The organism is Aquirufa sp. ROCK2-A2 (assembly GCF_054558485.1).
Genome location: NZ_JBPXKA010000004.1, coordinates 23,269 through 36,529, shown reverse-complemented (window position 1 = coordinate 36,529; position 13,261 = coordinate 23,269). Strand labels below are relative to the sequence as shown.

11 protein-coding genes and 1 tRNA gene are annotated in these 13,261 nt (G+C 32.8%); 3 read left to right on the top strand and 9 right to left on the bottom strand.

Annotated features, from left to right (window positions below; translation table 11 throughout):
- The first annotated feature begins 137 nt into the window (after nt 1–137).
- Entirely contained in the window at nt 138–1,703 is a 1,566-nt protein-coding gene (gene porX / locus V7S76_RS07605) for a T9SS response regulator signal transducer PorX (protein ID WP_459509468.1), read from the top strand.
- A gap of 7 nt (nt 1,704–1,710) precedes the next feature.
- Here the strand turns inward: porX and V7S76_RS07600 are convergent, their stop codons facing one another.
- The 6 genes from V7S76_RS07600 to V7S76_RS07575 all read right to left on the bottom strand — a co-directional run bounded on the left by V7S76_RS07600 (nt 1,711) and on the right by V7S76_RS07575 (nt 7,408).
- Nucleotides 1,711–2,388: an ABC transporter ATP-binding protein gene (locus V7S76_RS07600; protein WP_459509467.1), complete on the bottom strand. Its 678-nt coding sequence runs from the start codon at nt 2,386–2,388 to the stop codon at nt 1,711–1,713.
- Between the two features lies 1 nt (nt 2,389).
- On the bottom strand, nt 2,390–3,649 hold the full coding sequence (locus V7S76_RS07595; RefSeq protein ID WP_459509466.1) for an ABC transporter permease: 1,260 nt from the start codon (nt 3,647–3,649) through the stop codon (nt 2,390–2,392).
- On the bottom strand, nt 3,646–4,725 hold the full coding sequence (locus tag V7S76_RS07590; protein ID WP_459509465.1) for an efflux RND transporter periplasmic adaptor subunit: 1,080 nt from the start codon (nt 4,723–4,725) through the stop codon (nt 3,646–3,648). The genes V7S76_RS07595 and V7S76_RS07590 overlap by 4 nt, the downstream gene beginning before the upstream one ends.
- A 46-nt stretch (nt 4,726–4,771) precedes the next feature.
- Entirely contained in the window at nt 4,772–5,815 is a 1,044-nt protein-coding gene (locus V7S76_RS07585; RefSeq protein WP_459509464.1) for an NAD(P)-dependent alcohol dehydrogenase, read from the bottom strand.
- 49 nt (nt 5,816–5,864) lie between these two features.
- On the bottom strand, nt 5,865–6,464 hold the full coding sequence (locus tag V7S76_RS07580) for a Crp/Fnr family transcriptional regulator (RefSeq protein WP_459509462.1): 600 nt from the start codon (nt 6,462–6,464) through the stop codon (nt 5,865–5,867).
- Nucleotides 6,465–6,826: 362 nt separating this feature from the next.
- A complete protein-coding gene (locus V7S76_RS07575; RefSeq protein ID WP_459509461.1) occupies nt 6,827–7,408 on the bottom strand; it encodes a Crp/Fnr family transcriptional regulator in 582 nt (193 codons plus the stop codon).
- Between the two features lie 178 nt (nt 7,409–7,586).
- On the opposite strand from V7S76_RS07575, the gene V7S76_RS07570 reads away from it, so the two are divergent.
- Nucleotides 7,587–7,658, top strand: a tRNA-Arg gene (locus V7S76_RS07570).
- Between the two features lie 36 nt (nt 7,659–7,694).
- Here V7S76_RS07570 and V7S76_RS07565 read toward each other — a convergent pair.
- From V7S76_RS07565 to V7S76_RS07555, 3 genes are all read right to left on the bottom strand, one after another.
- Complete coding sequence (locus tag V7S76_RS07565) at nt 7,695–8,495, bottom strand: FkbM family methyltransferase (protein ID WP_459509460.1); 801 nt, start codon at nt 8,493–8,495, stop codon at nt 7,695–7,697.
- 571 nt (nt 8,496–9,066) lie between these two features.
- Nucleotides 9,067–10,503 (bottom strand): sulfatase family protein, encoded by a 1,437-nt coding sequence (locus tag V7S76_RS07560; RefSeq protein WP_459509459.1) that lies wholly within the window; start codon nt 10,501–10,503, stop codon nt 9,067–9,069.
- 1 nt (nt 10,504) lies between these two features.
- Nucleotides 10,505–11,995, bottom strand: a complete 1,491-nt coding sequence (locus V7S76_RS07555) for a sulfatase family protein (RefSeq protein WP_459509458.1) — start codon at nt 11,993–11,995, stop codon at nt 10,505–10,507.
- Between the two features lie 113 nt (nt 11,996–12,108).
- Between V7S76_RS07555 and V7S76_RS07550 the strand changes: the two genes are divergently transcribed.
- A complete protein-coding gene (locus tag V7S76_RS07550; protein ID WP_459509457.1) occupies nt 12,109–13,245 on the top strand; it encodes a GNAT family N-acetyltransferase in 1,137 nt (378 codons plus the stop codon).
- Nucleotides 13,246–13,261: the final 16 nt, after the last annotated feature.

Sequence of the window (13,261 nt, the reverse complement as noted above, 5' to 3'; positions counted from 1 at the left end):
TGTCAGAATAATGATTTCAAGCGTAAAAATAGCTAAATTTAGGAAGTCAAAGGTAATTTATTAGAATTAACAAAAATTAATTTTTGTGTTGAACAATAAATGATTGACGAAAAAGTTTTGAGTTAAAAATAATTGAAATGAACTATTCGATCTTGTGGGCTGATGATGAAATTGATTTACTTAAGCCATATGTACTTTTTCTTGAAGGTAAGGGTTATCAGGTGACCACCGTGAATTCGGGTGCTGATGCGCTAGAATTGGTGGAAAATCAAAAATTCGATTTGCTTTTTTTGGACGAAAATATGCCCGGAATGTCCGGTTTAGAAGTTTTAGTAGCCACCAAACAAATAAGACCGAATCTTCCAGTCATCATGATTACTAAATCGGAAGAGGAAGAATTGATGGAGGATGCCATTGGATCAAAAATTGCTGATTATTTGATTAAACCTCTTAATCCGAATCAATTACTGCTTTCCGTAAAACGGATTTTTGATAAAAAAAGATTGGAAGAAGAAAAAACCAACATCAGCTATCAACAAGATTTTAGACAACTTTCATTGCAATATCAAGATAAATTAAATGCGGAGGAATGGTCTGAAATTTATAAAAAGCTCTTGTATTGGGAATTAGAAATTGATAAAACAGAAAATAAATCCATGGCTGAGGTTTTGAGTAGTCAAAAATCAGAGGCTAACGTACATTTTGGTAAATTTATTGAAAAGAATTACGAAGGCTGGTTACAAAAACCCAATGAGGAAACGCCTGTTTTATCTCATTTAATGATGCGTAAACATGTGTTTCCTAAAATCAACGATAAGAGTCCATTGTTTTTTATTTTAATTGATAATTTACGTTATGATCAGTGGAAAACATTGGAGCACATCATTCAGGATTATTTTCAATTGGAAGAAGAAAAAACATATTATTCCATTTTACCTACCACAACCGCCTATGCCCGAAATTCAATTTTTGCAGGCATGATGCCTTCAGAGATTCAGAAGAAATATCCTGAAAAATGGATTACAGATTCTGGCGATTCAGAAGATGAGGAGGGTTTTAATCAGAATGAAGAGTTTTTTCTGAATGAACAACTTAAGCGTTTGAAAATTAATGCAAAAGCTTCTTATCACAAAATTGTTCATCAATACCAAGGTAAAACCCTAGTCGATAATTTTAATAAATTAATGACCAATCATTTAAATGTGGTTGTGTATAATTTCGTGGATATGTTGTCTCATGCTAGAACAGATATGGCCATGATTAAAGAATTGGCACCTGATGAATCGGCGTATAGAAGTCTAACTGCTAGTTGGTTTCAACACTCTCCTTTGTTCGATTTGTTGAAAAAAATTGCTGATAAAAAAGGTCGTGTGATCATCACAACTGACCACGGGATGATAAGAGTTCAAAATCCCATCAAAATTATTGGAGATCGAAATACAAATACCAATTTACGGTACAAGCAAGGCAAGAATTTAAATTGGGATCATGATAATAAAATGATGGTTTGCAGAAAACCGGAATTGATTTTCTTGCCTAAGAACAATGTCTCTACTACTTATGTATTTACCAAAGAAGATTATATGTTTGCTTACCCCAATAATTATAATCATTATGTAAGTCATTATCGAAATACATTTCAACACGGAGGAATTTCTTTAGAAGAATGTATTATTCCAATTGTCTATTTGACTGGGAAATAATGGAGAATTAATTAATTATTCTACCATCTTCCATTTCAATGATCCGGTGTGTTTTTGCGGCAAATTCATTGTCGTGAGTAACAATTAATAAGGTTTGCTTAAATTCATTCGCCAAATCATTGAAAATATTATAGACAATGTCGGTATTTTTTTTATCCAAATTACCTGTCGGTTCATCACCCATGATCAGTAAGGGGTCATTGATTAATGCTCTTGCAATGGCTACTCTTTGTTTTTGCCCACCCGATAATTGATTTGGCATTTTTAATGCTTCATTTTCTATACCTAAAATTTTCAATTTATTATAAGCTCTATCTTCAATTTCTTCCTTTGAATATTTCCCAAGTTTGAGTCCAGGTAGCATGACATTTTTCAAAACACTAAATTCATTCAAGAGATAATGAAATTGAAAAACAAAGCCGATTTGTTCGTTTCTTACCTTTGATAATTCTGATTCCGTTTTTGAAGTCATTAATTGATCATGAATCAAAAGTTCGCCCTCATATTCGGTGTCCATTGTCGACAAAATATATAATAAGGTTGATTTACCACATCCTGATTTACCAATGATGGAAACAAACTCGCCATGATTTAGAGTAAAACTGACATCATTTAAAACACGCATCGAAATGGGATCGTGGAAGTATTTATTGATATGCCGAGTTTCTAAAACCTTTTGATTCATATTATTTTCCTCTAATAATGATAACCGGATCAATGTTGCTGGCTTTTTTGGATGGGAAATAGCCTGCGAAATATGTTGTAATGATGGAAAATGATATTCCGATTAAATAGAAATTACCATTATAGGTAATTGGGTAGGTTTTAATCGTGGGTAAAGCTTCTGTGTTGAAAGGAATTTGATCAATGATAGAAGTCAGTCCAAAGCCAAAGAGTAATCCAAGCAGCCCTCCAAATATACCGATGCTTAAAGCGATACTTATAAATATGAACTGTACATCTTTACCCGAAAACCCTGTGGCTTTCATGATAGCGATGGAATCCATTTTTTCGTAAATCATCATGTTGAGAATGTTGTAAATGCCAAATCCTGCCACGATTAATAAGGTAACACCCACCGCATAGGATATTAAGGTTCTGACGGAACTTCCAGTTTCAAATTGAGAATTTGCCGTTTGTATATCTATGGCATCTGTTTCATATAATCTTTCATATTCTTTTGCGATAGGAGGGGCATCTAAAATATTGTTTAATTTGACTTGTATATCAGTTATATAGTTAGAGCTTTGGCCCAAAATTTTCTGCGTGGTTTTGATGGATGCGTAACTTTGAACCTTATCGATATCTTGTATGCCAGATTGAAAATAGCCAACCACTTTGAGGGATACCAATTCACCTTTACTCGTGGTTATTTGAATGACATCACCCAATTTAGCTAACATTTTGTCAGCCGCACCTTTGCCTAAAATAATACTATTAGGTACATTTTTTAAATCTAAATAGCTACCCTCCGTCACATAACTGTCGAATAAAAACAATCTATTTTCTTCTTCTGGTTCGATACCATTAATGACTCCTCCAAATTGCAGAGCGCCGACATTGTAGAAAATTTGTGCAGTAACTTTGGGTGCTACTCCTAAAACGCGATTGTCTTTTTCTAAGCTCTTTATGATGGTTCCGCTGTTGAATAATTCAATCCTTTCGTTTTTGGGTTTTACAGATGAAACGAAATTATAATGTTTTTTATGTTTAGAAACTTTATCAATTGGTTGTTCTTTCGAAGGTTTGATGTCTTTGTACAATCGTATATGAGGTGTTCGGTTAACAATAAGTCCATCGAGCATATCGTTCAATCCAGACATGAAACTCAACAAAGTAACAAACATGGTGATACTAAAAGTGACTCCAATTGCAGCCACTAGGGTTTGCTTCCATCTAGCCATGAGCAATGATATTGCTATTTCAAAGAGCAATTTTAATTTCATTTTTCTGGTTTTATTATTTCATCGGAGGCAGTTAAACCACTAATTATTTCTACTTTTTGAAAATCCATTAAACCGGTTTTAATTTTTACTTTTTCCTTGTTGGAATTGATCACAAAAGAGTCTTGAATGACATAGGATCTTGGAATTAGCAATGCTTTGGATTTTTCATGTAAGACGATGCTAGCCTCAAAAGTTAAATTAGGGAATAATTTTGGAGGAACTTTTGTGAAGGTAGCTTCAATTAAAAAAGACTTGGATTTTTCATTCATGTAGGGGTAAATCTTACTCACTTTTGCCTCATAAACTTGATTTTTATAGCTATCAAAGGTGACATAAACTTGAAGACCTACTTGTATTTTAAAAATATCATTTTCATCCACCTGCATTTCGAGGAAATATCTTTTTGGATTTCCGATGGTAGCTATGGGAGTTTGGGCAATGACTATTTCTCCTTCTTCTTTGGCTAAATTAAATACAACACCATTGACTTTACTTCTAATTATGAAGTCTTCGGCCAATTTATTCGAAATAGATAAGTTTTTTTGTGAGGCTTTTGCGTTAAAATTCAGGGTTCTTTTGAGGTCGGATAATTTTTCCAATGCCGAGGAGTAGGCTGTTTTTGAATTCAAGAAAAGCAGCTCTTTTTGTTCTAATTCAACTTTTGTCCCAATTTGTTCTTTCCAAAGGTTTTTTTGGCGTTGAAAAAAACTTGAATCTGTCAGGTATTTGTTTTTAGCAAATTCCACCAATTGTTTGGCTTCATTGATTTTACCTGAATTATTCGATAAATCTGCAAAACTGGCAGCCAATTGGGCGTTTTCTTTGTTAAGTTCTTGTGTTTTGTTGGATATTAATAAGATGGGGTCGCCTATTTTTACTTCTGAACCTTCACTGACATATATTTTTTCAATGATTCCATTCACAGATGAAAAAACTTGATATTGATCTTCGCTCTTTAGATTTCCTGTTGCATAGATAGACTCAGAAATGGCCTGATATTCTGGCTTGATCGTTTCAATTTTCTCTTTACAAGAAAAGAATATGATCATTGAAAATAGTAGGATGATTTTTTTCATAATGACTAAATAATGAATTTTCAGAAGTAATTGTTGGCCTTATTTTTTAAATTGTTTTCATATCAATCACAAATCGGTATTTTACATCTGATTTAATGACTCTTTCAAATGCTTGATTGATATCTTTCATAGAAATAACCTCAACATCGGAAACGATTCCTTTTTCTGCACAATAGTCTAGCATTTCTTGTGTTTCGGCTATTCCTCCAATCATTGACCCTATGATACTTCTTCTTTTTGATATTAGGGTTGCCGCATTAAAAGTATTATCTTCTGATGGTATACCTACCAAAAGCATTTTTCCTTCCACTTTCAATAAACTCAAGAATTTATTCATATCGTGTTTAGCTGCGACGGTATTAAGAATAAAATCAAAGTGATTTTGTAGCCCTTTTAACGCTTGCTTATCCGTTGAAAGTACAAAATGGTGTGCTCCTAATTTGCGAGCATCAGCTTCTTTGGAAGGTGAAGTGCTCAGCATGGTTACCTCAGCACCCATGGAGGCTGCAAGTTTAACCGCCATGTGGCCTAGTCCTCCTAAACCTAATACAGCTATTTTGTGTCCTGGGCCAACTCCTGCAAATTTTAAGGGAGAATAAGTGGTAATTCCAGCGCAAAGTAATGGTGCTACTTTTTCTAAATCCGTTTTAAACGGAATGTGCAAGGTGTATTTTTCATCAATGACAAATTTGTCTGAATAACCACCATAAGTAGGGGTAAGCCCATCTCGGTAATATCCATTGTACGTGCCTGTCATTTCTTCATCGCAATATTGCTCCATACCACTTCTGCAAGATGGACAAGTCCGACATGAATCTACAAACACACCAACACCTGCGATATCACCTTCTTTGAATTTAGTCACATGTGATCCTATTTGAATAACCTTTCCTACTATTTCATGTCCAGGTACGATAGGGTAAATGGATGGACCCCATTCACTTCTTGCCATATGAATATCTGAATGACAAACTCCACAAAATAATATGTCGATCAATACGTCATGTGGGCCAACTTCTCTTCTTTCTACTTGTAAGGGTGATATTGAGGATTGAGCATCCAAAGCACCATATGCTTTAATTGAAATCATTTAAAAAGATGTTTATTTTTAGTGCATAAATATACATCGATTTACTTGTTTATTCATCTATTAATTCTGAATCCTTTTCGTATTTTTTGATAATTTTAGAAAGGTAAGTGATGTCAATACCTAGAAAGGAGGCTAAGTGTTTTTGGCTAATTCTTCCTTTTAAAGCTGGATAATGGGTAATTAAAAATTCATAACGTTCTTCAGCAGCTAAATTTCTTAAAATGGTGCAATGGTTTTGAATTTCGCAAAGGTTGGCAATTAATTCATTTAAGGCGTAAGTAGCGTAAACAGATTCTAGTGTAGAGACTTGAAACCACATGCTTTTTGAAATAGAAAAAACCACACAATCCTCTAAGGCCTGAAAATTTTCATGCGAAGGTACTTCGTAGTGGAAACTTTTTGGATTAAAAATAAAATCGCCTTCCTTGGCAAACCAGGTAGATATTTCTTTGTTCTTGTGAGTTGTGGATAATCGTATAAGTCCTTTTTCGATATAAAACACTTTCGTGCCAATTTCACCTTGTTTTAAAATATAATCTCCTTTTTTATATTTTTGCGCCATAAATAAGGATGCTGTGGCAGCGAGAAAGGCAGTTCCGAATCCTTTAATTCCGTATTTTCCTGACTGTAATCGTTCGGTTAATTTCATGATAATTAGCAGTATTTGAACCTAAATTTGACTCAAAATTATCATAATTTTCTAATATATCTCTAACCTTCAACAGGCTTATTTAGAATATTTCTAATTTGAAGGAAGGTGGATATGGAAAAAATATAAAATAAATTAATTTATATTTTTGAACTAATTGTTAAGGAAAGTTGTAAAATTACAATTTTGTTAAATTCACTTCTTGGAAAGTCTTTAATTATCGTTAAAATGATTGATTATAGTTCCAAGTAATCTTTTGGTGACATTATAAAAAGTTGCAATTTTGCAAGTTTTTATATTTTGATTAATTTGTAGATTATTGGAAATATGCAATTTTAAAAATTGTCAAATTTTTTATTTTTTTATTCAGAATCTTCTTTATTGATGATTTTTGACAAATAGGAGTTGTCAATTGCTAGGAATGACGATAGATATTTTTGGCTGATTCGATTTTTTAAACTTGGGTATTTGTTAATAAAAAATTTATATCGGTCTTCGGCTTTTAAGGTCCTTAACAGCAGACACTGGTTTTGGCATTCGGATAAATTTAGAAATAATTCATTTATGCTAAATAAAGAGAAATTGGTATGCATTTTCGCCATTTGAAAATATACGCTTTTATCAAATGAATAAATCACACTATTTTCCAATGCTTGAATGTTTTCATGACAAGGTGTGCCGAAATGAAAACTATTAGCAGAGGTAATAAAATCGCCTTCTTTGGAAAACCAAGTCGATATCTCCTTATTTTCCGACACGGTGTAGAATCTCAGTAAACCACTTTCCACATAGAATACTTTGTCGCATATTTCACCTTCCATTAAGAGGATATCACCTTTTTTATAGGAAGTTTTGTACATTAACTCGGTGATGGTAACAATGAAGGAGGAAACAAAACCCTTAATAGCTTGATTGCCGGAGGATAATTTATCAGATAGTTTCATTTAAAAGTGGATTTATAAAACAAGTAGAATAGTGCAATAGCAAAATTAATAGATTATCATTTTTATCCTATCTTTTTCTGTTTTTGTTTTTTGAGAATATTACCTCTGACAATTTGTCTAATTGTTTTTTCACCTTGCAATTGAGGTTTAATTTTTGAATTTTTGTATTCTGATACATGGCGCTGTAGTTCAACGGATAGAATAGACGTTTCCTAAACGTTAGATCCGGGTTCGATTCCCGGCGGGGCCACATTTATGACAGTTTATATTATCAGAATTAATAAAATTATTCTAACATATAAATATCATCTTCTCCAAAAATATTATCCAATACTCTTTTATAACCATTTTGAGTTAACAAAGCATAAATTTGATTTCGATTTGAAATGTTTGAATTGTGCTCAACTGATATGATAGTCACCTTGTATTCTTGAAAATTAAAATTTAATAAAATATCTAGTTCGCTACCTTCCGTATCAATGGATAAATATCCAATCTCTTTGGGTGCTTTGTAATGCGAAAGTAGGTCATTTAAACTTACCGTTTCTACCATATAATGAATTGAATTTTCTATTCGAATATTATGGGCCCAATCATTGGAATGCATGTATTTTTTTATGGTAGATAACTCAGGACTTGATATTTTGTGAAATTCATTCGGATCTTGTGTTTCACAAAATTCAACTTGCAGTTTACTTTCATTATAAACACATCGTTTATCAATGTTGCAATTTCTATTTTTTGACAATACATGGTGATAAACTTTAGCCGGCTCGCAAAGTATCCCATCCCATTTAAAATATTTTTCTAATAAAAATGTGTTAGAAAATTTTAGGCCATCTGTCGCACCAAATTCTACAAAATAATTTGGAATTGCTCTTTTATTTAATTGACTTATTACAAAAAGATCTTGTGAGTATTGACTTTTGCTTCGATGTAAATAAGGTGCAATCCATTCTTTTTCAGAATTATCTAAATTATTCCATAATTTGATGAATGAAGGAGCATTTACTAATTCTAAATAACGACTCCTTTTAATGATTGTATATCCAAATTTATTTACCAAAAATTGTAAAATGCTTTTCATTTATTTCGATATATTTTAAATGATTTTTAACAAATATTAAACTGAATTCAGATTTTTTACTACTATTTAATTTGCTCTTTTGACAGGGTTTAAAAATAGAGAATCATCTTAAGACCTTCCTTATTTTACTTTTATTTACACCAAATATCCTCGTATTGCATCTAGCGCCTTTTTGGGTTTTAATTTTGGATTATTATTTGATGAAAATGATCTAAAAGCATCATATATTACTAGCATACAATATAAATTAATTTTCACGCAGTAGGCTAAATGATCTTTTATAATTTAGGTTTAGCGGTTAAAGGATATAAGAAACAATCGCTTTACAAAATTATGTAGCATCTATGATTAACATTTAAGATTATTGCTTTCAGAAGAATAAAATGTCTGCGTCTAAATTTATTACAAGACGCTAATCATGAAAAATATACTCCATATTCCCGTGTAGCTTCAGTCATTGATAATTGTCCAGATTCATTCCGATTTACAATTTCTTCAGAGAAAATAAGCTGAACTCTAAATGAATTTTTTTCGTAATTATTAAGATCCCAAACTTAATTTTTTATCAATTTCAAATTCGATCTTTTTCCAATAGAGTAATTTTTTTCTCCATTTTTTTTCGCATTTCAAGTAAGATTTTATGGTATTTGGGTTGGAAAGCAAGATTATTTTTTTCCAGGGGGTCTTTCATTAAATCATATAGTTCTTCATGCTTTAAATCCTCTCTGTAACGAAAATATTTCCATTTTTTTGTCCTAAACCCTTCACTGGATGGTATAATATTTACTTTCCATAGATGTTCACATAAGAAATCTCTCCTTGATTTGGCAGGGAATGAATTTTTCACATAACTAGACAGATTCAATCCTTGCCAGCTTTTTGGTTGATTGATACCTGCAAATCCAAAAATAGTGGGTGCGATGTCAATGTTCAATACTTCATCCTCAATTTCTTTATGATGAGCATTGCGTGGATCGAAAATCATCATGGGTACTCGTAAGGATCGATCATACATTAGCCATTTGTCTGCTAATTGTCGCTCACCTAAAAAGTAACCATTATCACCTAAAAAAATGATGATGGTATTTTTATCTAAACCTTTTTCCTTTAGTTTTTGACGTATTTTGCCAATTTCTAAATCGATTCCTGAAATCATTCGATAGTAACCTTTAACGCTCTTTTGATATTTTTCTGGAGTGTCAAATCGCCATAACCATCGAGTATGATTTTCGCCATTTCTCACATATGCGGGTTGTGACATAAAATCAGCATCAGAACTCATGGGCGGTGTAGGAATATCTACGTCATTGTATAAATCATTGACCTCTGGTTGCCAAAAATATTGGTCCAATGCTGGATCATGGGCATGTGGAGCACTAAAGCTTAATGACAAGCAAAATGGCTTATTTTGCGGTGAATTAGCAATAAAATCCATGGCTTTTTGTCCTGTATATCGTGTTAAATGCACCGTATCTTGATCTAAGGTTTTGTAAAAATAACCTCTATGATCTTTATATTTCGTGTTTCTATCGTAGTTTTCTCCTTCATCAAACATGGTTTGAAAGTAGGGATATTCAACACCCAATTTTCCGTAAAATCCAGTATAATAGCCTGCTTTTTTCAGTAAAACGGGATATGAATTATCTGCATACCCTTGCTTTAAATTACCCTGTTGAAAAGTATACAAATGCGTTCTTTCATATAGTCCTGTCAAAATACTCGCTCTACTAGCAGCGCAGATTGGTGTGGTTACGAATGCATTTTTAAAATAGATTCCTTCCTTGGCTAATTTATCCATCTCAGGAGTCTTAATAATCTTATTGCCAGCATATCCAAGTGCATCAGATCGTTGGTCGTCTGTCAATATGAAAATAATGTTGGGTTTGATCGCCGTTTTTTGAGCGAAACTGATAGGAGCAATCTGGCAAACAATGATGGCAATGTATGCACAGTTTCGCATTATCTTTATCCGTAATAACTGCTCCATTTTTTTGATAAAAATCATCATTTTATTTGTTTATTAAAACTGGATATCCTGAGCTTGATTCTGTAATAACTTTACCTTGATAATTCATATTAACATATGGAACAGTTTCTGTTGAATCAATCACATAGTTCCATTTTTTTATATACGCCAAACCAGGTAAAAATGCATCTTTCCGTTTTTTTAATTCACGGATTAAATCATTATCTAACTGATTTTGAACTTTAATAAATGCAGACTTGTCTATCAAATTTTTCATTTGATATGGGTCATTGGTTCGATCAAATAACAACCATGGACCCTTTAAATCGCGGACATAAGTGAATTTTTCTGTCATAAGTCCTCTATACTCCTTACCACCATTTTTCCTGCTCCATTGACCAAACGGTTGTACACATGATATCAACGTATATGGGACATCTTTGGACTTTTTGCCCAATAAAATGGGAGAAAAATCCTTTCCTTCAACTGAATTTGGAACTTTTATACCAGTTAAGCCTAAGATCGTGGGCATTATGTCGGGTGTATTGATTAATGCTTTCGATTTTTTCCCTTTCTCGCCTAATTTTTGAGGATAATGGATTAAAAATGGAACGCGAATACTTTCATCATAGGGCTGTTGTTTGTTCCAAGCACCGTGCGAACCCAATAAATCACCATGGTCTGATGTAAATACCAAAATTGTATTTTTATCTAGTCCTTGATCTTTTAACGTTTGTCTAAGTTGTCCAATACAATCATCTATAGCTGTCATGTGGGCATAATAGCCTTTTAAATCATTTTGTACTTTCGTTTTTTTCTCATCTGGGACATTTTCTCGTAATGAAAATGTTTTCCCCTCATATATTTTTCTGTACTTTTCAGGAGCAGTTTGATAGGGGTCGTGCGGAGATCCTATTGAGAGAACTAAGAAGAAAGGAGCCTCATTTTTTGTTCGATTTTTGAGGTAATGACATACATCTTGTGTTTGTGCTATGGCATCATAGGTATCCCATATTTTCTTGTTGGATGAGTTACCTTCATAATAGGCTGAGTGGTTATAATCATGCGTACATTCCAATGCTTTCCAATAGTCAAAACCTTGTTGGCGACCTATGGGGATATAAGAACTACGCCCATGTCCATCTACATGCCATTTGCCTACAAAGCCAGTTTGGTATCCGTTTTCTTTAAAAACCTTTCCAATGGTTATTTGATTAGAATCTAATAATACATCATTCATGAAAACGCCATGCGTCAAGGGATATTGGCCTGTCAAAAAGGAGGCACGATGTGGAGAACATACAGGCATTCCAGAAACGGCATGGGTTAAATTAATACTTTTACTTGCTAATTGATCTAAATGGGGCGTCTGGACATTTTTGTCACCTGCATAACCCATTGATTGGGCTCTCCATTGATCTACTAGAATATAAAGAATGTTGGGCTTCTCCTTCTTTTGAGCAATTGATTCAAAACTGGAACACAACAATTGTATGATCAAAATAAATTTGATCAAGTATTTGAACGGATTCATTTAAAATAGGTTTAAAATGAAAAGGTTTTTTGCCTTTTTATTGGAACAATATTAAGGATTTTTATGTTATAAATTTCAATGCTGTAAATTAACAAGCAAGGACAAATTATTAAATGATTCAAATAACAAGTAGTCAAATTTATACTTCCTTTGATCAGCTTCCCTTGGGTTGGCAGGTCCTTGCTGAATCAAATGTCTTGTTAAGCCTTCCATATCTTCGATTTTTGGAGAATGCTTCTCCTCCCAATATGACTAATTATTTTATTGGACTCTTTGCGGGCGACGAATTACAAGGTATAGCTTTGGCTCAGTCTGTTGATTTAACGCAAATCGGGCATTTTGGTAAAAGAGATCATTTTATTACTCGAACTTTACGTAATTTTTTATTCAAAAATTTTTCTGGGCAACTTTTTATAGTGGGTAATAATCTTTTGACGGGCTCTCATGCAATAGAAATTAACGAGAATGTAGATCCTCAATCACTTATCCAAATACTAAAAAAGACGATTCATCAATATGCTAAATCTCAATTTCATTTATTGATTTGGAAGGATATAGATCCTATTTTTTCAGATTTCATATTACCACCAACTTCCAAGGAGTATTTGAATTTTAAGGCCCAACCTAATATGGTTTTTAACCTGAGAGATAGCTGGAATTCGATGAGCGATTATTCAAATGATTTATCAAAAAAGTATCGGGACCAATTTAAGCGTTGTCGGAAAAAGGGAGAAGTTTTGACTAAAAAAATCTTTGATTTAGAGGATTTGATTGCCAATGAAGCAATGTTGTATCAATTGTATTTACACGTCGCTCATCATGCGCCTTTTAATACTTTTTTTCTTCCGAAGAATCATTTTATTGAAATGAAGACACAAATGGGTGACCATTTTCGGGTATGTGGGTATTATTTAAAGGGAGAATTAATTGGATTTAATTCGATCATTATTTGTAATCAAACATTGGAAACCTATTTTTTGGGATATAATGAACAAGTCCAAAAGGATTGTATGCTCTACCTCAATATGCTCTACGATATGTTGGAATTTGGTATTGAAAGTGAAATACAAACCATCAATTATGGTCGAACGGCGATGGAAATCAAAAGTTCGATAGGTGCTAAAGCTGCATACATTAATAGTTTTATGCAGCATACTAATCCAATGATCAATCGTTATTTAAGTTCTATTTACCAATTATTAGAACCCAAAGTTAGTTGGAAAGAAAGGCATCCATTTAAGTTGAATTAGTTATTTTTAGTTTAAG

What these genes read in the sequence shown, in the direction of transcription:
- porX (WP_459509468.1), top strand. Translation starts at nt 138, where the DNA reads ATGAACTATTCGATCTTGTGGGCTGATGATGAAATTGATTTACTTAAG.
- V7S76_RS07600 (WP_459509467.1), bottom strand. Translation starts at nt 2,388, where the DNA reads ATGAATCAAAAGGTTTTAGAAACTCGGCATATCAATAAATACTTCCAC.
- V7S76_RS07595 (WP_459509466.1), bottom strand. Translation starts at nt 3,649, where the DNA reads ATGAAATTAAAATTGCTCTTTGAAATAGCAATATCATTGCTCATGGCT.
- V7S76_RS07590 (WP_459509465.1), bottom strand. Translation starts at nt 4,725, where the DNA reads ATGAAAAAAATCATCCTACTATTTTCAATGATCATATTCTTTTCTTGT.
- V7S76_RS07585 (WP_459509464.1), bottom strand. Translation starts at nt 5,815, where the DNA reads ATGATTTCAATTAAAGCATATGGTGCTTTGGATGCTCAATCCTCAATA.
- V7S76_RS07580 (WP_459509462.1), bottom strand. Translation starts at nt 6,464, where the DNA reads ATGAAATTAACCGAACGATTACAGTCAGGAAAATACGGAATTAAAGGA.
- V7S76_RS07575 (WP_459509461.1), bottom strand. Translation starts at nt 7,408, where the DNA reads ATGAAACTATCTGATAAATTATCCTCCGGCAATCAAGCTATTAAGGGT.
- V7S76_RS07565 (WP_459509460.1), bottom strand. Translation starts at nt 8,495, where the DNA reads ATGAAAAGCATTTTACAATTTTTGGTAAATAAATTTGGATATACAATC.
- V7S76_RS07560 (WP_459509459.1), bottom strand. Translation starts at nt 10,503, where the DNA reads ATGATGATTTTTATCAAAAAAATGGAGCAGTTATTACGGATAAAGATA.
- V7S76_RS07555 (WP_459509458.1), bottom strand. Translation starts at nt 11,995, where the DNA reads ATGAATCCGTTCAAATACTTGATCAAATTTATTTTGATCATACAATTG.
- V7S76_RS07550 (WP_459509457.1), top strand. Translation starts at nt 12,109, where the DNA reads ATGATTCAAATAACAAGTAGTCAAATTTATACTTCCTTTGATCAGCTT.